The organism is Paenibacillus sp. FSL M7-1046 (assembly GCF_038007405.1).
GTDB lineage: Bacteria > Bacillota > Bacilli > Paenibacillales > Paenibacillaceae > Paenibacillus_AQ.
Genome location: NZ_JBBOXB010000001.1, coordinates 5,374,345 through 5,399,218, shown reverse-complemented (window position 1 = coordinate 5,399,218; position 24,874 = coordinate 5,374,345). Strand labels below are relative to the sequence as shown.

Sequence of the window (24,874 nt, the reverse complement as noted above, 5' to 3'; positions counted from 1 at the left end):
AATAGAAGGATAATTTATAGCGTGTAGCATATAAATTCTTATATTTTGAAAAAACCTAATTTCCAAAACCAAAGAAAACATTAGGAAGCCTTGAGTCCACTATTTTAAAAAGCTCCCGGGAGGTGAAAGCATTGGGTTCTTTCGGCCCGCCGACTCCTCTCCCAGAAGCTACATTCAGATACTGAAGAATTATATAGTATTGAGCAAAGAATTAATACGCCTTGGCAAAAACAACCGTATGCGCAGCGGGCTTGCCGCAGCAAATACAAGTATCCTTCTTCACCGCAGGCTCAAACGGAATATTACGGCTGCCTGCACCTGTTTCTTCCTTGACTTTAGACTCGCATTCTTCGGAACCGCACCAGCCTGCCAAAGCAAAACCACGCTGTTCTTCCATCGAATCCTTCATTTCTGCTAACGTATCCACCGAATAGAAGTGGTCCTCACGGAATTTCAATGCACGTTCAAACATTTCATTGTGTACTTGCTCCAGCATGGCATTAACCTCTGCGACAAGGTTCTCCTGCTGAATGATTTTCTTCTCACCTGTAATACGCGAAACCAGAACACAAACCCCGTTTTCCATATCACGAGGACCTAATTCAAGACGGACTGGCACTCCACGCATTTCGTATTCATTGAATTTCCAGCCTGGAGTAACGTCAGCACGGTCGTCCACACGCACACGGATGCCTGCGTCTTTCAGATCCTTGAACAGCTCGTCCGTCCGGCCAATGACAGCTTCACGGGTCTTAGGAGGTCCGATTGGAATCATGATTACCTGTGTTGGAGCGACCTTAGGCGGCAAAGCCAAACCACGGTCATCCCCGTGCACCATAATAAGCGAGCCGATTAAGCGTGTTGTGGAGCCCCATGAGGTTGTATGAACATATTCCAGCACATTGTCACGGCTTAAATATTGAATATCAAATGCTGTAGCAAACTTGGTTCCCAAATAATGAGAGGTTGCCGCCTGTACAGCTCGTCCATCCTTCATCATGGCTTCTATAGAATACGTGTCAACCGCCCCGGCAAAACGCTCGGAAGGTGTCTTCTGTCCAGTGATGACCGGAATTGCCAAATAGGTCTCGACAAAATCACGGTAATTCTCAAGCATCCGCATCGTTTCCTCACGGGCCTCAGTTTCATTCTCATGCGCCGTATGGCCTTCCTGCCACAGGAACTCTGTGGTACGGATAAACGGCAGCGTACGCTTCTCCCAGCGGACTACGTTGGCCCATTGGTTAATCAATACCGGAAGATCGCGGTAGGATTGAATCCATTTGGAATACATATGCCCGAACATGGTTTCGGAGGTCGGGCGAACCGCCAGACGTTCCTCCAGCACATCACCGCCAGCTTCCGTAACCCAAGGCAGCTCAGGGTTAAAGCCCTCGATATGATCCTTCTCCTTCTGGAAGAAGCTTTCCGGAATAAAGACCGGGAAATAAGCATTACGGTGGCCCGTTGCCTTAAGGCGGCGGTTCATTTCCTCCTGGATATGCTCCCAAATCTCGTATCCCTCCGGTTTGAATACAATACAGCCGCGGACCGGAGAGTAATCCATCAGGTCCGCTTTCTTGATTACATCGATATACCAGCGCGAGAAATCCTCGCTCTGTGGGGTGATTTCCGTAACAAACTGCTTATCTTTTGCCATATGATGGAACTCCTCCTAATGCCCTGCAAAGTGTGGCTTTGGTTTCACAACATCGTTCAAGTCCTTTGCGGGGACTGCCAAAGCTCAAATTCATTCAAGTAAAAATCAACCGGTAATTAGCCGCAGGATATCATTATAGGTAACGGCGATCATGACCAGGAACAGCAAGGCAAATCCGACAAAATGGACCATCCCTTCACGGCTTGGATCTACCGGCTTGCCGCGAAGTGCTTCTACACCCAGGAAGACTAGACGGCTTCCGTCAAGCGCAGGGATCGGCAGCAGGTTAAAAATACCGAGGTACAGGCTTAGAATAGCCGCCCAATAGGTCAAGTATTGAATGCCTTGCTGAGCGATTTGCCCCGTCATCTTCGCTGTTCCGACCGGACCCGAAATATCATCCATATTAAAGTTATTAATCAGTGTTTTAAAACTAACAAAAATCGTTTTGGTCCAATCCACCATGGCTGTTCCTGATTTAGTAATGGTCTCACCAAAACCGGGCTGCCGTGTAGGCAACTCAGGAGTGATCCCCACTTTGCCGCCTTCTTCGCCCTCCATACTGCGGGGAATCATGGCCACATTAAAGGTTTCATCGCCACGCTGCAACGTCCACTGCATCTCTTTACCTTTGGAGGCGGAAGTTAATGAAATCATCTTCTGGTAGTCTCCGCCAATCTGTTCTCCGTTAATAGAGACGACAATGTCACCTTTTTGCACTCCGGCTTCCTGAGCCGGCATGCCTTCGCTGAGATCTCCAATCTTCACAAAGGTTGGATTCTCAATGACGATACCAGCCATCTGCAGATGTACTGCAAAAAGCACAAAAGCAAGCAGAAAGTTCATCACCGGCCCGGCAACGATGGCCAAAGCACGCTGACCTACAGTTTTACTGCCGAATTGACGGTCTTTGGGCGCAATCTGAGTCTGCTGTCCCCGTTTGATCATCATTGCCTGTGGATGAACATCATAAGTGGTGACATCTCCATCGACATCAAGGCGGATCTTCAGCTCGTTCTCAAGGTCGGTATATTGCGCTTCCCCACGGATTACATTTCTGCGGGTATCGAGCGCGTCTAGAAAGATGCTTTTAACTTTGTTATCCTGTCCCAGTCTTACGGCAATCGTCTGCCCTGGACCGATCTCAATAATTTCGGGATCTTCACCGGCCATCCGTGCATAACCGCCAAAAGGCAGCAGGCGAAGCGTGAACTGGGTTTCATTGCGTTTATAAGAAAACAGTTTCGGACCGAAACCGATAGCAAATTCTCTTACAAGGATACCCGCGCGTTTGGCAAAATAATAATGCCCCCATTCATGCACGGTCACCAAAACAAAGAACATGAACACCGTTAAAAAGACGACTCTTACCATTTCCATGCGTTACATTCCCCCTTAAGGTGTAAGACCGAAGTATGTCCTCTTAATTTATCATTATTCCAAGGCCCTGCACAAGAGAATCAACTGTCCCACCCAATTTTTCAGGGCAAAGCAAATATTTCCATTTTTCAAATACATAAAGTGATTTATTTAAAGTTTAGCTGCAAGCTCCCGGGTTATCTCATCGCAATGCTGAATCTGCTGTAAATCCGGTTGATTGACATTCACCAGGCGCTGGAGCACTTCTTCAATAATCTCTTCAATACGCAGGAAGGGAATCTCATGCCGGAGAAAACGGGCAACTGCAATTTCATTAGCCGCGTTAAAGGCTGTGGTTGCCGTCCCCCCCGCTTTCCCGCATTCAATCGCCAGCTTCAAGGCTGGAAACCGTACAAAATCCATTTCCCGGAAAGTTAGGCGTCCTATTGCGGCAAGTGACAGCCGCGCGGCAGGCGATTCCCAACGTTCCGGATAGGTCAGCGCATATTGGATCGGGACCCGCATATCCGGATTTCCGAGCTGGGCGACAATACTGCTGTCCCGGAATTCTACATAGGAGTGAATGATACTCTCCGGATGCAGCAGGACATTTATCTGCTCATAGGGCAGACCGAACAGCCAATGCGCTTCAATGACCTCAAGTCCTTTGTTAACCATGGTTGCCGAATCAATTGTTATTTTGGCTCCCATACTCCAGTTGGGGTGGCGAAGCGCATCCTCTACGGAAACCTTCTTCAGCTGCTCGCGGGTGTAATCACGGAAAGACCCGCCAGAGGCGGTGATGGTAATGCTGGAAACATCCTCACGGTTCTCACCGTTCAGACATTGAAAAATTGCGGAGTGCTCACTGTCGATGGGCAGCAGCTTAACACCTTTACGGTTGGCAAGCTCGGTGACCAAATGCCCTGCCGTGACAAGCGTTTCCTTATTGGCTAGCCCAATATGCCGTCCGGCTTCGATCGCGGCAAGCGTTGACTGCAAGCCCACGCTGCCCACCACTGCTGTGACGACCGTATCAGCGTCCCCACCCGCAGCAATTTCTACCAATCCCTCACTTCCGTAAAAAAGCTCAATACCGGAGGGCAGCTCCGGTCTGATCTGCTCAGCGAGTTCTTTCGTGGACACTGATACTCGGCGAGGCTGAAAGCGGCGGACCTGCTCCATAAGCAGGGCTGTATTACTCCCTGCAGCCAAACCATCAACATCAAAAGAGTCCGGATGCATTGCAACTACATCCAGTGTTTGAGTGCCGATCGAGCCGGTAGATCCGAGAACACTTATTTTCTTCATATGTGAACCTTCTTTCCCGTCGTTTTAATAGTAAGGCATAAGCATTACGATATGTACGAAAGGAAATACGATAATCCAGCTGTCGCAGCGGTCAAGAATTCCTCCATGACCTGGCAGCAGCGAGCCTGAATCCTTAATACCGTACACCCGTTTATAGGCAGATTGTACAAGATCTCCAAGCTGACCGAGCACAGCGCAGGACAAACCGATAAGCAGCGCGCGTCCGTAAGTCAGCAGATCAGGAACAAATATCGCGAAAACAATGGAAATTACGATAGAGATCACTACCCCTCCAAGGGCTCCCTCTACCGTTTTATTGGGGCTGATTGCTGGCCAGAGCTTATTTCTCCCAATGCTTCTCCCTACAAAATAAGCACCTGCGTCACTGCCCCAAATGCAGCACAACAAAAGGAAGGTCCAGAAGAGCCCATGACCGTCGCTCGCAGCTCGGGCCACAGCCATATAGGAAAAGCCCATTCCTATGTATACAATCCCTGTGAACAGGAGTGAAGTAATCTTAATATCCTGCTTATTCTTACTGAATACCGTCACCAGCAGGAACAGCAGCAGTAGAAGCCATATACCTTGTTCCCAGGACAGCCATGGATTCACTCCGAGCAGGCTCCAAGGAATCATGTAGCAGGCTACAGCAGCATAACCAAGTATCGCAGTACCACCAAACACCCGGACACCTGTCATTTTAACAAATTCATAAAACCCGATGAGCGCCATACCGGCAAGCAAAAGCTGATAAGCCCAGCCGCCCAAAAAACACAATCCCAAAAACACTGCTCCGGCAACAATTCCGGTAATCAATCGCTGCTTCAAAGATTTCCATCTCCCATCAGGCTACTTCAGTCCACCATAACGGCGTGTGCGTCTCTGGTACTCCGCTACAGCCTGCAGCAAGTGCGTTTTATCAAACTCCGGCCAGAACACGTCTGTAAACCAGAGCTCACTGTAAGCGACCTGCCAGAGCATAAAGTTGCTGAGCCGCATCTCTCCACTGGTCCGGATCAGCAGATCCGGATCTGGCAGCCCGCCTGATAACAGTCGGCTGTCGATCAGCTCCGATGTAATCTCCTCCGGGGACAGCAGGCCTGCTTGGATATCCTGACCCAATCCGCGCATGCAATCCTCGATTTCTTTACGTCCTCCGTAATTCAGGGCAAAATTTAATATAAGTCCAGTATTCCCTTGTGTCCGGGCAACGGCTTCTTCCATCGCCTTCCGGGTATGTGTAGGCAAAGCATCGGTATCACCCATCACGCGCACTTGTACGTTTTTCTCAATCAGCTCGTCCAATTCAAGGGCCAGGAACTCCACAGGCAAACGCATCAGGAAGTCAACTTCATCCTTAGGACGTTTCCAGTTCTCTGTAGAAAAAGCGTACATGGTCAAAAACTCAACGCCCAGGTCGTTGGCCGCAATTGTTGCACGTTTTACAGCTTTCATTCCATTCTGATGGCCGACAATGCGTGGCAAACCACGCCGTTTAGCCCAGCGCCCATTGCCGTCCATAATTACAGCCACATGCCGGGGAATGTTGTCCGGTGAAATCTCGACTGGCTGTGGCTCCTGCCTGTCTTTACGGCTCAGCCATGCTTGAATCCGTTTGATCATTTCCGTTTCCTCCAAGCTCTTATCAGAAAGAGACAAACCCCACCATAAACGGAGGGGCCCTGAAGTCTCTTGATTGTCATTATACTTCCATAATCTCTTTTTCTTTGGACAAGAGCACCTTATCAACTTCAGCTATGAACTTATCCGTTGATTTCTGAATATCTTCTTGGTGTCCGTGTGATTCATCTTCGGAGATGCCGTTCTTCTCCATTTTCTTGATATCATCGTTGGCATCGCGGCGGATGTTGCGGATGGCTACCTTTGCTTCCTCACCGAACTTTTTGGTGAACTTCACAAGCTCAGTACGGCGTTCCTCGGTTAGCGCAGGGATAGACAAACGGATGATAGTACCGTCGTTAGCCGGTGTAAGTCCCAGATCGGACTTCATAATTGCCCGTTCAATGTCGGAAAGCGATGATCTGTCCCAAGGCTGAATCAGCAGCGTCCGTGAATCTGGTGTGCTGATGTTGGCCAGCTGGTTAACAGGGGTAGGTGCACCATAATATTCAACTTGAATGCGATCCAGCAGCGCTGTCGAAGCGCGTCCCGCCCGCAATGAGGCCAAATCACGTTTCAGCGATAAAATCGCTTTTTCCATACGCTCTTCGGCATTTTTCTTGACCGCTTGTGGCATTAATCTACACTCCCTTTAACAATCGTCCCGATCTTCTCACCGAGAACGACACGTTTGATATTGCCTTGCTCTGTAATAGCAAACACAATGAGCGGTATATTATTATCCATGCACAGAGAGGATGCAGTGGAATCCATGACGCCAAGATTTTTGTTCAGCACATCCATGTAGGTCAGCTGCTCGTATTTCTCGGCAGTACTGTCTTTGAAAGGATCTGCTGAGTAGACACCGTCCACTTTATTCTTCGCCATCAGGATAACTTCTGCTTCAATCTCAGCTGCTCTGAGAGCTGCCGTCGTATCCGTCGAGAAGAAGGGGTTACCCGTTCCTGCGGCAAAGATTACCACGCGTCCTTTCTCCAAATGGCGAATGGCACGGCGGCGGATGTACGGCTCAGCAATCTGCTGCATCGAAATGGAGGTCTGCACCCGGGTAGGAACATCGATTTGCTCCAATGCATCCTGCAGTGCAAGTGAGTTCATCACTGTTGCCAGCATCCCCATGTAGTCGGCTGTTGCACGGTCTATACCGCTTGCGCTTCCTGCGATTCCGCGCCAGATATTGCCTCCGCCGCAAACAATAGCGACTTGAACTCCAAGCTCAACAACTTCCTTGACCTGCTCTGCGATGGAAATAATCGTCTCGGCATCAATGCCATATCCGTTTTGTCCTGATAGTGACTCACCGCTTACCTTAAGGACTACTCTTTTAAATACCGGCTGTTCCAAATGTATACCCTCACTTTCTTACAAAAGACGGAACACGATTGTGCCTGTGTTCCGTTCATTTGATGCTTGCATTATTCAGTTCAATGAAGTTGTAATCCGACTTGCTTCTTATTGATTAACTTGCGCCATTACTTCTTCAACAAAGTTGTCGACTTTCTTTTCCAGACCTTCGCCCAGTTCAAAACGAACAAAACGACGGATGGAGATGTTTTCACCAATAGTGCTGATTTTTTCGTTCAGCAGCTGGGAAATGGTTTTGTCCGGATCTTTAACGAAGGGTTGCTCAAGCAAACAATATTCTTCGTAGAACTTGCTGATACGGCCTTCAACCATTTTTTCAACGATTTTCTCAGGCTTGCCTTCATTAAGCGCTTGTGCCTTCAGAATTTCTTTTTCTTTCTCTACAGCTTCTGCCGGAACTTCTTCACGACGAACATAAAGCGGGTTAGCTGCAGCAATTTGCATTGCGATATCGCGTGCAAACTCTTTGAAGGAATCCGTTTTACCTACGAAGTCAGTTTCGCAGTTGATTTCTACAAGTACTCCAATACGTCCGCCAGCATGGATGTAAGATTCTACTGTACCTTCAGTAGCGATACGTCCAGCTTTGTTAGCTGCTGCGGAAAGGCCTTTTTCACGAAGCAATTCAGCGGCTTTGGTGATGTCATTGTTAGCTTCTTCAAGCGCCTTTTTGCAATCCAGCATCCCTGCGCCTGTTCTTTCACGAAGTTCCTTTACTGCTTTTGCATCTACTGCCATTGTTATTCCCTCCAGATAATTGTCGTTTTATACCATTTTGGTCCATTATCCTAAAAAAAGGGCAGTGAGAGGTTATCCACCTGCCAACCACCCTTTTCATTTAAGTTCTTGTTTGATTCCGGCTACTATTTAAGCAGTAGTTGTGTCTTCGCCCTGGTGAGCTTCGACAACGGCATCAGCCATTTTACCAGTAAGCAATTTCACGGCGCGGATTGCGTCGTCGTTGCCCGGGATAACATAGTCGATTTCGTCCGGATCACAGTTAGTATCAACGATAGCCACGATAGGAATACCCAATTTGCGAGCTTCCGCAACAGCGATGCGCTCTTTACGCGGGTCGATAATGAACAGCGCGCTTGGCAGGCCTTTCATGTTCTTGATACCGCCCAGGAATTTTTCAAGACGATCTTTCTCTTTGCGGAGAAGGATTACTTCTTTCTTAGGCAGAACTGCGAAGGTACCGTCTTCTTCCCAAGCTTCCAGTTTCTTCAGGCGATCAATACGCTTCTGAATAGTTTGGAAGTTAGTCAGGGTACCACCCAGCCAACGTTGGTTAATGAAGAACATACCCGAACGTTCAGCTTCTTCTTTTACGGAATCTTGAGCTTGTTTCTTTGTTCCTACGAACAGGATTGTGCCGTTGTCGCCAGCGACGCTTTTTACAAAGTTGTAAGCTTCCTCTACCTTTTTAACCGTTTTTTGCAGGTCAATAATGTAAATTCCGTTTCTTTCAGTGAAGATATAACGATCCATCTTTGGATTCCAACGACGAGTCTGATGACCGAAGTGTACCCCAGCTTCGAGAAGCTGCTTCATGGAAATTACTGCCATCTTCACACACCTCCTAGTTTTGGTTTATTGTGTGTCTCCTCCGCCGCGTGTCATTTTTCTACAAGACTTTCTTCAGAAGAAAGCACCCCTTGTCGAAATCAACCGGCGTGTGTTTTAACACCGTCAATTACTATACCATAATAAAATAATGTATGCAACGATTCATGAAAAGTTTTGTGAATTTCAAAGTTCTAAGATAAATTATTTCACTGTAATCAGCTTGTCAATGATAACATTATTGCTCTCACCTTTAGTAAAGCTGTACCGTCCATATTGAATTTTCGTATTGGCTTTACGGCTTACTGCCGTCTGAAGAAACTTATTCTTATCCGTAATTACACCTGCTTTGACCAGCAAATCGGCAGTTTCCGTAAGTGTGCTGCCGGTAGGAATTGTAACCGATATCGAGCCGTTTACGGCAACCTCCGGAGTTGCTGGCGCAACTGGGGCACTGGATGGTTTCTTCTCGCTTGCCGGCTTTGACGGGGTAGCTGGTTCAGAAGGAGCAGCGGCAGCGCTTGGCTCCAACGCCGCTTGCGGCGTAGAAGCAGGCGAAGCTGGAGCGGCGGATACAGTTGCTGACGGAACAACCGCAGCTGTCCCCTCTTTCCCTGCTCCATCTGTTACCTCTCCTGTCTCGCCTGTATTACTAGTGGCAATAGGTGTTGCACTCGGATCGGTTACGGTAAGGTTCAGCTTCGCAGCTTCCTTGATTAGCTTCTCCTTGGACAAGGGAGCAGCCCCCCCGGTGATCATCACTTGCAGCAGCAATGCTCCTGCAATCAGGCCTGTACCTAGTCCGAACATGAAGGAACGATTCTTGATCATCCGGTTTCCTCCTGCTTGGCCAGCTGCAGAATCAGTTGAACCTCTCCACGCTGAAGTCCTGCTGTCTTAGCGATAGCGTCAATAGACTTACCTTGCTCATGCAGCTCGAACAATCGCGGATAACGCAATTTGATCGAGTTGACCGGCTTTGGTTTCGGCTCCGGCTGTTCTGCAGCGTGCTCTGTTGAAGGCGGTCTCACAGCTTCTGAAGCGCGGCTGGCTGAAGATTCCTTGGCAAATGAAGCTGTTAGCTGCAGCAGGCCCTTTTCTTCAGCCGTCAGACGCGTTTCAAGCAGCATAGAGTTCTTTTGCAGATCGGCAACTTGCTCCCGAAGTGAATCGACCTCCTCCTGCATTGCTGTTCTGTTGTTCTGGGATTGCTGTTTGATGCTGCTGACAAGCTGCAGCATTTTATCATTTTCCCGCTCGATGTCCGCCATATATAGTTCAAGCGCCGCTTCTGTTTCCTTTAGACTCTGCTTATCGGCTGAGTCTTCTTTTGCACGCGCCGGCAGTCTCAGGGCATAAACGATAGCGACAGCGCCTACCAGCACGATATATACCCATGGTTGCAAGTGCCCTATCTCCTTTTACATATCAAATTATATCCTCTCAGAGACTGAGATCGATCCGTCGGCCCTTATAGGGATGTTCAGCGTCGTGAGACGTCTGCTGTTTCTCTTGTTGATGGGAAGAGGACTGACTTCCCGCATGATTTCCCTGGCTATCATCATTGCGCAGCGCAGATTCCGCAGATTCGTCAACCTCAGTGCTGCGATGGGCCAGCTCCGAGCTCTGCTTGACATTCTGTCCTGCGAGCTGCTGCTGATCTACAGCAGGACGATGCTGCAGCCCATGCTGGACTTTGCCCGCGTCAGTTGTCCGGGGCAGGGCAATCTGCAATTCCACCGGTTTCAGACTCATAGCAACCCTCTTCTCATAAGTAGAAACGGACGGGCCGTCCCAAGATTCGCAAATCCTTCCGAAGCCTGCTGTATTTAGACATCAAGGATGGCCGGCCGCCTGTCGCTGCCCGCCTGATTAAACGTACGGCGCCAAAGTGATATCGCCTTCACTATAAATAAATACAACCCGTTCCGTAGGATCCTTGACAAAACGTGTATATCTGCCAATTACGATTTTGGAACCTCCGTAGATGGTCTTAACTACTTCCACCCTGGCTCTAACCGTATCCTCGAGCATTCTTTCAATTTCCAGTACACGCTCTTTAATGCGCTTCTCCTCACGCATATGCGATTGCTTGGTGGCGTTCAGCTTGACGCGCAATGCCACCTTATCAGGAGCAAGCTGACCATTGTTCGCCAATTGATTCAGCAGGTACAGCGCTTTGTTGGTTTTGTCCTCATTTTCAAGCAGTTGCCGCAGCTCCAGGCGCAGATCGTTAATCTCATTTCGGAGTTCTGGTACAACGCCAACCTCAATGGCCGTCGCCGTAGACATCGTATTTCCGATGGTTCTTGCTACAACTCTTTCACCGGCTTGTACAACACCACCTACTATAAGTCCCTTTGAACCATTACAAAGCACATCCCGGCCAGCCCGGATATTAGAATGCATAATACTTTGCGAAACGATAACATCCTCTCCGGCGACGACATTTCCATCCTGGATGAACGATACTTTTACATTTTTGCCTGCACTGACGAGTCCCTTGTTATATCCGATAATTCCGCCGGCAATCTCGATCGATCCCCCGGATATCAGTTCAGCACCTTCCACTCCGCCAACCACACGGATATCTCCGGCAGATTTAACCGTAAACCCGGTCAAGACGTTGCCGCGAATAACAACTGTCCCTACAAAATCAATATTTCCCGTACTGTAATCAACATCACCGTTGACTTCATAAACCGGGAAAACATTGACCTTGCCCTTCTCCGTCAGAGTAACGAGTCCGTCCATCGCGGCATACATCGAAGTTTCATCTTGATCGATCAGAACATTTTTGCCGACTTTAAAGTGGGCATCTTTTCCCGCTTTATACGGAATTTCCTCGCCGGTAACCGTATTGCCGCTTTTGCCGGGCATTGGCAGAATTTTCCTGGCAATCAACTGACCTTTCTTAACATTGTGAAGCCGGACCAGGTCCTTATAATCGACCTTGCCGTCAGCTTTTTCTAGCGGTTTGCGGTCCTCTTCCATATCGATAGTAAGGACTACCCGCCCATCCGTACCATTCACCGCGGGATCACCAATAGCAATTGGTACCCTGTTGAAGAAATACTCTTCTGGATTGCTGCTGATTCGCTGTACAATATCCCGCTGAATACCGTAACGAATATTGTGACTGTTTAGGAAGCTTTCGAGATCTTCACTCGAACAGGAGAAGTTTTCATCCTTCTTGGAAAATTGGAGGTACGCAATCCCTTTATCCTCCGAAAACGTGATACTCACGTACTGGTTCAAAGCATAATTACCGATCAATTTTGCTCCCCCTTGTCACCGTCGCCCGGTTAATCGTTTTGCATGAGAAGATCGCGATTTTTCTCAAGTGTTCCTCTCAGCCGCAAAATAGCTTTTGAATGAAGCTGCGAAATCCGTGAAGGCGACAGTGACATCACCTCGGCGATCTCGCTTAATGATAAATCTTCATAATATAAAAGGGACACAACGGTCCTTTCTTTCACCGTTAGTTTCTCGATGCCTTTAGTGAGCGTATCGCGCAAATAAAACTCATTTACTTTGCGATCCGGATTTTTGGCTTTATCATCCACGAGGATGGACAAGCGTGTCTCTGATTCTTCCTCGCGAATAGGATCCTCTAGTGAGCAGAGCGACATTACTGCTACGTCCTGCAGCATATTCTGAAATTCCGTCTCCGAAACATTCAGATATTCGCTCATTTCCTCGTCACTGACTGATCTTAGGTATTTCTGCTCCAGCTGCTGGTAAGCATCTTCGATTTTTTTGGCTTTCTCCCTCACGGACCTGGGAACCCAGTCGCTCTGGCGCAATGAATCAAGAATCGCTCCACGTACACGCCAGGAAGCATAAGTCTGAAACTGGAGTCCCCGCTTATAGTCGAATTTCTCGATGGCATCAATCAAACCCATGACACCGTTGCTGGCCAAATCATCTTTAGATACATTTTTAGGTAATCCGACTGCCAAGCGGCTGGACACGTAATCTACAATATGGAGGTAATTCTCAATCAGCTTTTTTTTGGCTTCGGGATTACCTTGCTCTTTCCACTGTTCCCAGAGCCCGTCAGTTTCCGATTGAGAAGCTTTATGCTCGTTCAACGGCTTTCACCCTTCCCAAAGTTTAGTCAGCGGGCATAACACGGAACAGGTGAGCCACTTCCGCAATAGCACACGCTTATTCTTCTTTCAGGTGACGAACGGCCTTGGCCAATTCTTCAGGATCTTTCATAGAGACCAGTTTAGGCGGCTGCAGCGGTGTAAAACCTTCACTGCTTCCGCTTTCTTCGGCCGGCTTCGGTTTCAGCAGGTTTATTAATTCTTCATCCTCATCCGGAGTAATGACATCAAAATTACCACCCAGCGCCTCGTTGCCCTCTAAGTTTGTCTCAGCATCTTCTGGCTCTGCGGACTGTCCAGCAATAAAACCCAATACCCATCTTAAGAGGAATGCAAGCACAAACCAAATAATAAATCCAAAACTGGCCCGAATTAAACTTGTTCCAAGTAAATTATGCCCATAGTTCACAAAAAAGGTAAACAAAAATCCTATCGCTCCGACGATGATGTTCACTACTATTTTTCTGCTCATGGTTATATTTCCCTAGTGCCTTTTTGCACGCTGCGGATATAGAGTATACCGGTACTGCAGGAAATTTCAATGGTGCGGCCAAAATTGCCGCCCGTGTCCTCAGCAATCAAAGGGATCTTTAGCGCCTCCAAAGCAAGCTTACAGGATTCCACATTACGAGGCCCGATCCTCATGGTGTCATTCCCCCCGGCAAAGGCAAACATTTGAGAGCCTCCGGCCATCTTGGCCACGATCCGGCTGCGCATTGCTCCAAGTGTAAGCAAGCGGTTCAAAAGCTCCGGCACTGCGGTATCTGCAAATTTGGCAATGTTCATTTGTCCCTCACGTGCAATATCCGACGAAGGCAGCATCACATGCGCCATCCCCGCCAGCTTCTTCCCGGGATCAAACAATGTAAGCCCCACGCAGGAACCAAGACCTGTTGTGCGCACAAGGCTGTCTTGGCTTCCTACATTAAGATCTGCCATACCTACTTTAATAATGCTTTGTTCTTCAATCATTATCAAACGGTACTCCTAATGATTTAAAGATCTTCGGGAATGATTCTGGATCGGGAATAAGAAAGAACTGTCCTTCAATTTCGTCCTTGCCTTCCAGGAAAGTCGTGTCGATCAGCAAAGCATCATCGCCCATCTGACCGAACTGCAGCAGACCGTAGCCCAGAATGGCCCCGGCCATGTCCATGGCCAGTGCAGGTACTGTAGGGTACATGGAAAGCGAGGTGAAGTCGGCAAGGGAAGACAGGTAAGACCCGGCAAGAATGTTGCCAATTTCATTCAAAGCCGAAAGCTCCATTTCACCCAGCTCCTGCTCGGGAGAAATCTCAATACCGGCAACCCGGTTAAGCAGGCTTATAGCCGCTTCCGGAGTAAGAATGAAAAAGAGATTGCCCGGTGCTTCACCCTCGACCCGCAGGAAAACTGCATATACCAGTTCTTCTGCTCCTCCGACCTTTTCAGTGATTTCTTCAAAGCTCAGCAGCTGCACTTTCGGAACAGCCATATCGATCGGCTTGCCAAGAAGCTGAGATAACGCGGTGGCGGCGTTACCAGCTCCAATGTTGCCCACTTCCTTAAGGACATCCATTTTAAAATCTTTGAAGTTTTTGAAAAGCTCCATATGTTAGCCCTCTAGGCTTTCCAATTGCACGATTTCGCCCTTGTTCAGCACCTCGTTCAAATTGAGCATGATCAGCAAACGTTCTTCTCCAATTTTAGCCACCCCGTCCAGATACTTCGCTCTGATGCCGCCCACAACCTCCGGTGGTGTATCAATGGAATCGCGGTTCAAGTCAATAACATCATTGGCCGAGTCCACAATAAAGCCGACTTCCATTGCATTTACATTGACGATAATGATACGGGTCTGATCAGTATGATCAGCTTCCTCAATACCGAAACGGCCCCGCAAATCAATTACCGGAATAACCACTCCGCGCAAATTGATAACTCCCTTAATAAAGGAGTAGGTCTTCGGCACACGGGTAATTGGCATCATGCGTTCAATAGTTTGGACTTTCTCCACTTCAATACCGTACTCTTCAGAGCCTAGTTTAAACACGATTACTTTGATATCTTCAGCCATGGAATGAACCTCCCTGTTCTATCCTGATTATTTAATAAAAGCATTCGGATCAATAATAAGTGCAACCTGACCGTCACCAAGTATGGTCGCCCCGGAGATGCCTTGAACCTCAGGCAGATACTTGCCAAGATTCTTGATGACGATTTCGTTCTGCCCAATAAAATCCTGAACGGCCAGGGCTACGAGGCGTTCCCCTTTGCGGACTACTACTATTTCCGTTTCCTCTTCAGTACTTTCATCAAAATCAGGCACCGAGAAGAATTTGCTCAGTGAAAGCAGAGGGATATGACCGTTACGGAATTCAATCATTTTGTTGCTATGAATCGTGCGGATCTGAGTTTTCTTCACAATCCCAGTCTCCACGATGGAAGAAAGCGGGATGGCGTATTTCTCGGAACCAAGCCGCACCAGCATGGCCGCGATAATTGATAAGGTTAGTGGAAGCTGTACTGAAAAGTTAGTTCCTTTGCCGAAGGTGGAATAAACAACCACGTTGCCGCCAAGAGAAGTAATCTTGGATTTCACGACATCGAGCCCGACTCCGCGCCCCGATACGTCAGAGATAACCTCTGCGGTACTAAAGCCCGGTGAGAACAAAAGTTGAATGGCTTCATCATCCGAATAGCCAGCAGCCTGATCCTGAGTAAGAATTCCCTTCTTAACAGCAGATTTCAATATTTTCTGCGGATTGATTCCGGCGCCGTCCTCCTCAATTTCGATAAAGACGTGATTGCCGCTATGGAAAGCCCGCAGATTTATCGTACCCGTCTCCGGTTTGCCGGCAGCAATACGCTCCTGAACGCCTTCAACCCCATGGTCAACGGCATTACGGAGCAAATGCACCAGCGGATCACCAATCTCATCAATAACAGTACGGTCAAGCTCTGTTTCAGCACCAGTAACGATCAGATCGATTTTTTTGTCCAGAGATTTGGCAAGGTCACGAACCATGCGGGGGAAACGGTTAAATACAGTGTCGACCGGTACCATGCGCAGCTTCATGACAATGTTCTGCAAATCGCCGCTAACCCGTCCCATATGTTCAACAGTCTCAGTAAGGTCGCTATTCTGCACTTCTGTAGCCAGCTGTTCCAGACGGACACGGTCGATCAGCAGTTCGCTGAACAGGTTCATCAGCACATCCAGGCGTTCGATATCTACGCGGATCGTCCGGGAAGGTGCTGCAACCGTTTTGGCAGCTGCCGCTTTGATTGCTTCTTCTCTGACCGGTGCCGCTGCGGGAGCAGCCGCTTCTTGAACCGGTGCTTCCACAGTAGCGGCAGCCATATCCTGCACCATCTGTTCCAGTGTCTCTTGATCAAGGGCTAAAGCCGTAACCTTATCAATTTCCGATAAGTTTAGGATCATAGATTGAATTTCACTTGCGTCCTTTTGGGTTATGTAATAGAGGGAAAAGCCGTAATCGAATTTTTCCTGCTCTATATCTTGAACCGAAGGGAAGGATTTGACCACCTCTCCTGAACGTTCCAAGAGATCGAAAACCATATATGCCCGCACCGCTTTAAGCTGACAATCCTGACGGATCGCTACGTCCACATAAAGCACCTGATGGCCTTCCTGCAGCGACTGCTGCAGAACCGAGTATTGGAATTCATCTAAAAACACCGGAGCGTCTCCAGTCTTTTGAGCTGCAGCTGTAACCTCGGTAGCGGCACCGGCCGCAGTAGGAACTTCGCCTCGAACAATAGCCTGAAGAGAAGTCACGATTGCCGAGACATCCGCCTTACCTTCGCCCCCAGCCGTAATGTCCTCAACCATTGATTCCAGGGCATCCAGACTTTTGAACAGTGTGTCAAAAGTGAAATCCTGCATCCGCAGCTTGTTATTGCGTACTAAATCCAGAACATTTTCCATCTGGTGGGTAAGAGAAGCCAAATCCTCAAAACCCATCGTAGCCGCCATACCTTTTAAGGTGTGCGCAGAGCGGAATATTACCTGTACAATACTCAGATCATCAGGATTTGCTTCCAACCCCATCATACTTTCGTTCAATGACTGCAGATGATCATTTGACTCATCAATAAACATGGATAAATATTGGTTCATGTCCACTAACGAGCACCTCCCCTTCAAGTTCGCTTTTCCATTATTTAACGGCTTGCACCAGCCTTGGAGCAATTTCATGCAAAGGCAGGATATGTTTAACGCAATTCAATTCCACCGCAGATCGCGGCATTCCATATACAACGCAGGTTTCTTCACTTTCAGCGAAGGTTGAGGTTACACCCGAATCATATAGGGATTTCATCATTCTGGCACCATCGCTGCCCATACCCGTCATAATTACCGCATGCCGTTCCAGCGTGGTAAGCGGCAATAGTGATTCGAACATCATGTCCACGGATGGACGATGCCCATTGCGGGCATCCTCACTCGTAAGCTCAATCGCATATTGTCCGCCCGCTGCTGGAACAACCTTCAGATGATAACCTCCGGGAGCGATATAAGCCGCTCCTTGGCGAAGGATCATGCCATGCTCCGCTTCTGCAACCTCAAGCGGGCTAAAGGTATTAAGCCGCTGGGCTAATGATTTAGTAAAATTAGGCGGCATATGCTGGACAATGACTATCGGTGCCGGAAATTCAGCCGGGATGTTCTCCAAAAACGCCTTGAGCGCACGCGGCCCGCCTGTAGAGCAGCCTACAGCAACAAGCTTGCGCAGCCCTTTAGTACTGCCGGACTTCCGGTCAGCCGAAGCTGCAGGAGGTTCGACGAACGTACCGGGAACACCATCCAGTTGCAGACGTACATCAGGTGTGACTGGAGTAGCGTTCGCTTTGGAGCGGTTTTTTGCTTTTTCAGAAGATGCCGGGGTTACCGGAGCTGCAGTAGGCTTGACAGGATATCGCGGGGATCCGCTATTCCCTGGCTGCTTATCAAGCAAATTCTTGCCCGTTTCCTTAGTGGACGCGGTCTTTGCCTCCGGCTTCAGCTTGTCTCGTGCTGATGTGCCGGGAACTTCCGCGGCTTTTGCTTTCTTGGGAAGTTCCTGCTTGCGTACAGGAGGATCTGCCAGAGGTTTTGGAATAACCGCAGCTGGCGGCTTGTCCTCACTCTTGGAGGCGGATGCTCGAGCTTCACGCTGCTCACGGGCCATCATCGCTTCTTTCATTTGCTCCCGGAGAGATTCTCCTACAGCAATAATATCCTGGGAGTTGGAAATGGATGGCTTACGTATGAAATCAAATGCTCCTGACTCCAGCGCCATAATCGTTTCCTTCATGCCCTGCTCATTGATTCCTGAGAGCATGATCACCGGCAGCGGACGCTGGGCCATTATTATTTTCAGCGCCTCCAGGCCGTTCATTTCCGGCATCTCCACATCCATCGTTACCAGATCCGGAGAAAGCTGATTTACTTTCTCAATAGCTTCACGGCCGTTTGAAGCCGTAGCGGTGACCTGGAAGTTCGCGTCATTTTCAATTAAATCGGAAATGATCTTGCGCATAAATGCAGAATCATCAACAACCAAAACTTTATATGGCTTCATATCATTTCCACCTCTGCTCCTCTAATTCAGAACAATTATTATTTACGCTTCAACCACCTGTTGATAAATCCCTTTATGCCCTCTACCTTGCTTGGTTCCGCTGAATCCGCGGCCAAATAGTTTTGGGCAAGCCGCTGTACGTCTTTGGCTGCTGCACTGTTCGGAAAAGCCACTGAGAATGGAACTTGTTTCTTAACTGCCTGAACAACATGTGCATCACTACTCATATACCCGAGAAAAGGAATATCTAATTGTAAAAAGCGGCTTGCCGCCATGCGGATTTTGTCGCTGGTTGCTTTCGCTTCCCTTTCGTCTCCTGCTTGGTTCACAATCAGTCTAAAGGAAGTTTCGGGAAAGGAATTGTGCACTACCTTCATCAATGCATATGCATCAGTTATAGCTGTAGGCTCAGGGGTTGTTACCACAAGGCAATCATCCGCCGAGCTAATAAATTTGAGTGTTTCTTTGGAAAGTCCTGCCCCCGTATCGAACAGGATAAAATCCATAGTATCAGCAATTTGCGCAATCTGTGTTGTAAAGTAATTCAAATCTGATTCCGAGAGAGAAAACAGCTCATCCATACCCGATCCGCCTGCAATGAATTGTAGACCGCCTGGGCCCGTCTGAATAATTTGTCCGATATCCGCCTCTCTTTTCAGCAGATGGTACAAATTATATTTAGAAGAGACACCCATTAAGACGTCTATATTGGCCATTCCGATATCGGCGTCGAACAATAGTACCTTACGGCCCATTGCCTTCAGCGCTAATGCAAAGTTCAGCGTGAAATTCGACTTTCCGACACCGCCTTTTCCACTGCATACGGTGATGATTCTGGCGGAAACCCCGTCTTTGGGCACGAGTTTGGTGTCCTTGTTGGACACCAGCTGTCTCAAGGATTGCGCCTGATCCATTACGCCCCTCCTGTTCCCAGCAACATCCCTGATAGCTGCTCTTTGGTAGCCATTAGCAGGTCATCTGGCACATTCTGGCCATTCGTTATATAAGACAGCATAAGAGGGAAGTCATTCAGAACATTAAATAGCGGACCATAGCTTCCTGTCTCGTCCAGCTTTGTGAAGATAACCTTGTCAAGCTGGTAACGGCCGAAATGCTCGGCGATCGTCTTCATATCGCGACTTTTTGAGGTCAGGCTGAGTACAAGGAAAGTTTCACTCTTAAGTTCCTTGGCCAGCAGGCTCTGAAGTTCAGCGACGAGCATCTCATTGCGGTAATTCCGGCCTGCCGTATCCATCAAAACGAGGTCACAGCTCTCCAGGCGGAACAACGCTCTTTGCAAATCTCCCGGGGACTGAACAACCTCCAGCGGAATATTCAGTATCGATGCATACGTGCGCAGCTGCTCCACCGCGGAAATCCGGTAAGTGTCGGAGGTAATGAGGCCGACCTTCCTGCCTTGTCTAAACAGCTGCTCTGCCGCCAGCTTGGCGATTGTTGTTGTTTTGCCCACTCCGGTTGGCCCGGCAATGTAAACAATCCGCGTATCCGCCGCAATTCCGTTTGCAATACGGCCTGACAAAAATTCATCCACCTGAGCTTTCAGCATTTCACCGAATTGATCAGGAGCTCCGGTACGCCCCTCATCATTCCAGCGGGTAAACACATTGCTGATCCATTCCTCCACCAGCACCGGATCAGTCTCCTGGTCCAGTAAACGGATCTTAAGCTGTTCCAGCTGCTCGGGCAATTCCACTCCGCTTGAAGAGTAGCGGGCGATACGTTCCATCCAATGCTTCATGTCCCTGATTTCGCGAAGGACATCACTTTCCGCTACCGAGACTGCGGGAGGATTGGGTTCAGCACCAAAGTTCTCGTAAAGTGCCTTGACCGAACCAGGCTGTTCCTTCGGAGCAGAGGCCTGCATTGCATATGCAAGCTCTCTATCCAATTCCTCTTTCTGTTCCTCAACAGCAGTTACGGTTGCAGTTGCAGGCAGAACGGCTACATTCCCGCCTGCCTCAGCAATCCCGGAGGCTTCCGATATGGCAGCGGCAATTTCAGCAAAGCTCCGGCCAGCAGCAGGCTCCTTCGTGAGCGATGCTGACGGTGATGATGCTGTGGCGGCTTTCTGATAGGCCTGTGGCACTGCACTACGCGGAACATTCAGCGATTGTACAGGGGCCTTATCAGGTACTGCCGGCTTCCGTACCTCTTCCACTGCGGCTACAACTTCAATTTTTTTCTTTTTAAACATGCCCATAAATCCGCCGACTTTAACTTCCTTGGTGCTTAGGATGACGGCATCGCTTCCTAGCTCGCTGCGGATGGAATGCATGGCGTCAGGCATCGTATCGACCACATAACGCTTCACTCTCATAAGTTCACCACTCCAACGCTTTGAATTTCGATATTAGGTTCCAGTTCGCTGTAGGACAACACCGGAATATCCTGCATCGTCCGCTCAATAACCTGCCGCAAATACATACGAATGGTCGGTGAAGTCAGTACGATAGGCTGCTGCCCGGACTGGAGCAAACGGTTGATCTGTTCCGTAAGCCGCTGATACACGGTTTGTGTCGAAACCGGATCCAGTGCCAGATAGCTGCCCTGTTCCGTTTGCTGCACACTTTCGGAAATTTTCTTCTCCAAATTAGGTCCGACAGTAATTACACGCAGCGTCTCTCCCACTTGGGAAAACTGCTGTGTAATCTGTCTCGACAACGACTGGCGGACATACTCGGTCAGGATATCAGGATCTTTGGTGTAAGTACCATAGTCAGCCAGCGTTTCGAAGATCGTCACCAAATCGCGGATCGAAATCTTTTCACGCAGCAGCTTGCCGAGCACCTTCTGAACATCACCAATTGCCAGTACCGAAGGAATAAGTTCATCAACCAGCACGGGGTAATTCTCCCGGAGATTGTCGACCAGCTGTTTGGTTTCCTGACGTCCTAGCAGCTCATGCCCATGACGTTTGATCAGCTCCGTCAAATGCGTAGCAACCACGGAAGGCGGATCAACTACGGTGTAGCCGGATAATTCCGCCCGTTCTTTCACCGATTCGTCAATCCAAAGTGCAGGAAGTCCAAAAGATGGTTCAACAGTCTCAATACCGTTTATAGATTCATCATCATAACCGGGACTCATGGCAAGATAGTGATTAAGTAATAATTCACCACCGCCGACATTATTCCCTTTAATTTTTATGACATATTCATTCGGTTTTAGCTGAATATTGTCGCGAATACGAATAACAGGCACCACAAGTCCCATTTCTAGGGCACATTGTCGTCTAATCATGATAATTCTGTCGAGTAAATCTCCGCCCTGACCTGTATCGGCCAGAGGAATAAGTCCGTAACCGAACTCAAATTCAATGGGATCCACTGTAAGCAAGTTAATGACGCTCTCCGGACTCCGCACTTCTTCAATCTGCTTCTCCTCGACCAGTTGTTCCTCGGCAATTTGTTTTTGGTTTGCCTTCTGGCCCATGCTGTAAGCCGCATATCCCATGAGTGCTGCGAGGGGCAAGGTAGACATTACTGAAATCGGAGTGAAGAATCCAAGGAAGGCGATTGTCGCCGCAACGATGTACAAGAGCTTCGGATAGGACAATAATTGGCCTGTTAAATCCTCTGCCAGGTTCCCTTCTGACGCCGCCCGTGTAACGATCAAACCGGAAGCGGTTGAAATGAGCAAAGCAGGAATTTGGCTGACCAGTCCATCACCAATTGTCAGTACGGAATATGTCGAAAGTGCATCCTGAAACGACAGTCCATGAATAGTCATCCCGATGACGAATCCGCCGATCAGGTTGATCAGCAAGATGATGATACTGGCAATTGCGTCACCTTTGACGAATTTACTCGCACCATCCATTGCTCCGAAGAAGTCAGCTTCGCGTTCAACATTCCGGCGGCGTTCCCGTGCCTGCTGTTCATTAATCATCCCTGCATTCAAATCAGCATCAATACTCATTTGTTTACCGGGCATCGCGTCCAATGTAAACCGGGCGCCTACTTCAGCAACACGTTCCGAACCTTTGGTAATAACAATGAACTGCACAACAACCAGAATTAGAAAGACGATGAATCCGATAGCGATTTGTCCCCCGGCAATCCAGCTGCCGAACGTGGCAACAACTTCACCTGCATGACCATCTTTAAGAATCAGCTTGGTAGTGGAAATGTTGAGTGCGAGACGAAATAACGTTGTGATCAACAGCAAAGAAGGAAAAATCGAAAATTGCAGCGGATCCTTTGTATTCATTGCGACCAAAATAATGGTTAGTGCTATCGAAATATTGACAATCAGCAGTACATCCAGAAGCCAGACCGGGATGGGCAGAATCATCATAAGCACAATACCGATAACGCCCAGTAGAACTGTAAGATCTTTAGCTTTCAATGTCCTTTACCTCCCCCGGCTTATCTCCTCTTACCTTTAAGCTTGTATACATAGGCCAGCACTTCGGCAACCGCCTGGAACAGATCGGCAGGAACGACATCGCCAATTTCTGCTCTTTGGAATAATGCCCGTGCCAGCGGCTTGTTCTCCATAGTCACAACACCATGCTCCTTAGCCAGCTCTCGAATGCGGAGCGCCACATAATCCTGGCCTTTGGCTATAATCTGCGGAGCCTCCATTTTGGAACCGTCATATTTAAGGGCAACGGCAAAGTGCGTAGGATTCGTAATGATCACATCCGCCTTTGGCACTTCCTGCATCATCCGCTGCATTGCCATTCGGCGTTGGCGCTCCCTGATCTTTCCTTTAATTAAGGGATCGCCCTCCATCTTTTTGTATTCATCTTTAATGTCCTGCTTGGACATTTTCAGACTTTTTTCATGTTCGTACTTCTGGTATATATAGTCGAGAATTGCCATAATGAACAATGCAGCTGCTATTTTGATGCCAAGATTCATGGTCATCTTTGCAGTGAAACGGTATACACCCTCCGCATTCACATGTGAAAGAGCGGCAAAACTCTCTTTCTCTCCCCAAAGCGTGCTGTAAACCAGATAGGCAATCAGCACCAGTTTAAAGACCGATTTCAGGAACTCCACAAACGAACGCATGGAAAATATATTTTTGAACCCTTTGATCGGATTAATCTTGCTGAACTTAGGCGTAATCCCCTCACCTGAGGCCATAAAGCCAACCTGTGCAAAATTTACGACTAGTGCAAGTAAGAAGGTAATCCCGAGCAGCGGGGCCAGCAGAATCAGTATCTGCAGACCATACTCGTTGAACATCTTGGACACATTTTCCGCTGTTACTTCCATCATAATGCGATTCTGAAAAACATCCAAATATAGACTCATAAAACGTTCTTTCATGAAACTTCCGAACATCGTCAGACTAAGCAGCGCCGAAAACAATACAACCGCACCGGAAAGTTCGGCACTTTTGGCTACCTGACCCTTTTTACGGGCATCCTGACGTTTTTTCGGGGTGGCTTTCTCTGTCTTATCCCCCCCAAAATGCTGAAGATCCAGTTTATATCGTTTCGGCTTCGGCATAACACTCTCTCCTTACAGTCACCTAAGGACTCTTCCCCATAAGACCCAGCAAATTTTGCATGGACTCAAACATAATGTCGAAGAGATTCTGGAACAACGCAGCCAGACTCGGCATCAGAATAAGAAGCAGCGCAAGACCTATAATAATTTTGAGCGGTACCCCGATGACGAATACATTATATTGCGGAGCGGTTCTTGCCAGAAAGGCCAAACCGATATCCGTAAGAAACAGCGCGGTAACCAAAGGTGCCGACATTTGAAAGGCCAGCATAAAAGATTGGGCAAAAGAGCGGACCAGAAATTCTGAAAGACTGCCATTGATCATTTTGACAAACAAATCGTTGTCTAGAGGCACCCAGTTATAGCTGTATACGATCGCATTCAACAAGTAATGATGTCCATTCATGCTCAGAAACAGCAACAGGGCGATCATGTACTTAAAGTTACCTATGATTGGGGCTGATGCTCCAGTCATTGGGTCAATGACGTTGGCAATCCCAAATCCGATTTGAATATCAATGAAGGATCCGGCCGTCTGAATCGTCATAAACATCAGATAGCCGATGAACCCGAGCAGCAAACCTATCAACGCTTCCCTGGCCACTAGCAAAATATAGGTGAGGTCCTGTGGAACAACAATGCCGGTCCCCCTTGAGCTGAAGACAACTAAGGCGACAAAAAAGGACAATCCGATTTTGAAAGTTGCCGGTAGACTCTGAGAAGAAAACACTGGTATTACAACAAAAAAGGCGGAAATTCGACAAAAAATCAACAGAAAGACGGGAAAACTTTGCAGAAGGGTCTCCATAT

At 48.3% G+C, this 24,874-nt stretch carries 25 protein-coding genes; all 25 read right to left on the bottom strand.

Annotation, left to right across the window (positions count from 1 at the left end; genetic code table 11):
* Positions 1–211: 211 nt before the first annotated feature.
* A complete protein-coding gene (gene proS, locus NYE29_RS24050) occupies positions 212–1,660 on the bottom strand; it encodes a proline--tRNA ligase (RefSeq protein ID WP_038593433.1) in 1,449 nt (482 codons plus the stop codon).
* 105 nt (positions 1,661–1,765) lie between these two features.
* A complete protein-coding gene (gene rseP / locus NYE29_RS24045; protein ID WP_038593436.1) occupies positions 1,766–3,040 on the bottom strand; it encodes an RIP metalloprotease RseP in 1,275 nt (424 codons plus the stop codon).
* A gap of 150 nt (positions 3,041–3,190) precedes the next feature.
* Positions 3,191–4,330 carry a 1-deoxy-D-xylulose-5-phosphate reductoisomerase gene (locus tag NYE29_RS24040; protein ID WP_340897817.1) on the bottom strand — a complete coding sequence of 380 codons (1,140 nt, stop codon included), beginning with the start codon at positions 4,328–4,330 and terminating at the stop codon, positions 3,191–3,193.
* Positions 4,331–4,354: 24 nt separating this feature from the next.
* Positions 4,355–5,158, bottom strand: a complete 804-nt coding sequence (locus tag NYE29_RS24035; RefSeq protein ID WP_076110088.1) for a phosphatidate cytidylyltransferase — start codon at positions 5,156–5,158, stop codon at positions 4,355–4,357.
* Between the two features lie 21 nt (positions 5,159–5,179).
* Positions 5,180–5,953, bottom strand: a complete 774-nt coding sequence (locus NYE29_RS24030) for an isoprenyl transferase (protein WP_038593442.1) — start codon at positions 5,951–5,953, stop codon at positions 5,180–5,182.
* Between the two features lie 79 nt (positions 5,954–6,032).
* Positions 6,033–6,587, bottom strand: coding sequence for a ribosome recycling factor (gene frr, locus NYE29_RS24025; protein WP_038593444.1), 555 nt, complete (start codon positions 6,585–6,587; stop codon positions 6,033–6,035).
* Complete coding sequence (pyrH, locus tag NYE29_RS24020) at positions 6,587–7,315, bottom strand: UMP kinase (protein WP_038593446.1); 729 nt, start codon at positions 7,313–7,315, stop codon at positions 6,587–6,589. Before pyrH ends, frr begins: the two co-directional genes overlap by 1 nt.
* Before the next feature lie 108 nt (positions 7,316–7,423).
* Positions 7,424–8,074, bottom strand: coding sequence for a translation elongation factor Ts (tsf, locus tag NYE29_RS24015; protein ID WP_038593448.1), 651 nt, complete (start codon positions 8,072–8,074; stop codon positions 7,424–7,426).
* A 129-nt stretch (positions 8,075–8,203) separates the two neighbouring features.
* Positions 8,204–8,905 carry a 30S ribosomal protein S2 gene (gene rpsB / locus NYE29_RS24010; protein ID WP_036692565.1) on the bottom strand — a complete coding sequence of 234 codons (702 nt, stop codon included), beginning with the start codon at positions 8,903–8,905 and terminating at the stop codon, positions 8,204–8,206.
* A gap of 201 nt (positions 8,906–9,106) precedes the next feature.
* Positions 9,107–9,733, bottom strand: a complete 627-nt coding sequence (locus NYE29_RS24005; RefSeq protein ID WP_340897813.1) for a hypothetical protein — start codon at positions 9,731–9,733, stop codon at positions 9,107–9,109.
* Positions 9,730–10,308 carry a hypothetical protein gene (locus NYE29_RS24000; protein WP_076110090.1) on the bottom strand — a complete coding sequence of 193 codons (579 nt, stop codon included), beginning with the start codon at positions 10,306–10,308 and terminating at the stop codon, positions 9,730–9,732. The genes NYE29_RS24005 and NYE29_RS24000 overlap by 4 nt, the downstream gene beginning before the upstream one ends.
* A gap of 37 nt (positions 10,309–10,345) precedes the next feature.
* On the bottom strand, positions 10,346–10,657 hold the full coding sequence (locus NYE29_RS23995) for a hypothetical protein (RefSeq protein ID WP_038593454.1): 312 nt from the start codon (positions 10,655–10,657) through the stop codon (positions 10,346–10,348).
* A gap of 117 nt (positions 10,658–10,774) precedes the next feature.
* Positions 10,775–12,178 (bottom strand): DUF342 domain-containing protein, encoded by a 1,404-nt coding sequence (locus NYE29_RS23990; RefSeq protein WP_076110091.1) that lies wholly within the window; start codon positions 12,176–12,178, stop codon positions 10,775–10,777.
* 29 nt (positions 12,179–12,207) lie between these two features.
* The gene (locus tag NYE29_RS23985) at positions 12,208–12,996 is read right to left on the bottom strand and encodes a FliA/WhiG family RNA polymerase sigma factor (RefSeq protein ID WP_076110092.1); all 789 of its coding nucleotides are present in this window, start codon (positions 12,994–12,996) and stop codon (positions 12,208–12,210) included.
* Positions 12,997–13,072: 76 nt separating this feature from the next.
* Complete coding sequence (locus tag NYE29_RS23980; RefSeq protein WP_076110093.1) at positions 13,073–13,486, bottom strand: hypothetical protein; 414 nt, start codon at positions 13,484–13,486, stop codon at positions 13,073–13,075.
* Positions 13,487–13,488: 2 nt separating this feature from the next.
* Positions 13,489–13,986: a chemotaxis protein CheD gene (locus NYE29_RS23975; RefSeq protein WP_076110094.1), complete on the bottom strand. Its 498-nt coding sequence runs from the start codon at positions 13,984–13,986 to the stop codon at positions 13,489–13,491.
* A complete protein-coding gene (locus NYE29_RS23970; RefSeq protein WP_038593470.1) occupies positions 13,979–14,605 on the bottom strand; it encodes a chemotaxis protein CheC in 627 nt (208 codons plus the stop codon). The genes NYE29_RS23975 and NYE29_RS23970 overlap by 8 nt, the downstream gene beginning before the upstream one ends.
* A gap of 3 nt (positions 14,606–14,608) precedes the next feature.
* Positions 14,609–15,070, bottom strand: a complete 462-nt coding sequence (locus NYE29_RS23965) for a chemotaxis protein CheW (protein ID WP_038593472.1) — start codon at positions 15,068–15,070, stop codon at positions 14,609–14,611.
* A 27-nt stretch (positions 15,071–15,097) separates the two neighbouring features.
* Positions 15,098–17,143, bottom strand: a complete 2,046-nt coding sequence (locus NYE29_RS23960) for a chemotaxis protein CheA (protein WP_340897808.1) — start codon at positions 17,141–17,143, stop codon at positions 15,098–15,100.
* Between the two features lie 34 nt (positions 17,144–17,177).
* A complete protein-coding gene (locus NYE29_RS23955) occupies positions 17,178–18,581 on the bottom strand; it encodes a protein-glutamate methylesterase/protein-glutamine glutaminase (RefSeq protein WP_340897806.1) in 1,404 nt (467 codons plus the stop codon).
* Between the two features lie 38 nt (positions 18,582–18,619).
* The gene (locus NYE29_RS23950) at positions 18,620–19,495 is read right to left on the bottom strand and encodes a MinD/ParA family protein (protein WP_038593478.1); all 876 of its coding nucleotides are present in this window, start codon (positions 19,493–19,495) and stop codon (positions 18,620–18,622) included.
* On the bottom strand, positions 19,495–20,919 hold the full coding sequence (flhF, locus tag NYE29_RS23945) for a flagellar biosynthesis protein FlhF (RefSeq protein ID WP_076110097.1): 1,425 nt from the start codon (positions 20,917–20,919) through the stop codon (positions 19,495–19,497). Before flhF ends, NYE29_RS23950 begins: the two co-directional genes overlap by 1 nt.
* Positions 20,916–22,949: a flagellar biosynthesis protein FlhA gene (gene flhA / locus NYE29_RS23940; protein WP_340897805.1), complete on the bottom strand. Its 2,034-nt coding sequence runs from the start codon at positions 22,947–22,949 to the stop codon at positions 20,916–20,918. The genes flhF and flhA overlap by 4 nt, the downstream gene beginning before the upstream one ends.
* Before the next feature lie 20 nt (positions 22,950–22,969).
* Positions 22,970–24,064 (bottom strand): flagellar biosynthesis protein FlhB, encoded by a 1,095-nt coding sequence (gene flhB, locus NYE29_RS23935; protein WP_340897804.1) that lies wholly within the window; start codon positions 24,062–24,064, stop codon positions 22,970–22,972.
* 22 nt (positions 24,065–24,086) lie between these two features.
* Positions 24,087–24,872 (bottom strand): flagellar biosynthetic protein FliR, encoded by a 786-nt coding sequence (gene fliR, locus NYE29_RS23930; protein WP_038600090.1) that lies wholly within the window; start codon positions 24,870–24,872, stop codon positions 24,087–24,089.
* Positions 24,873–24,874 lie beyond the last annotated feature (2 nt).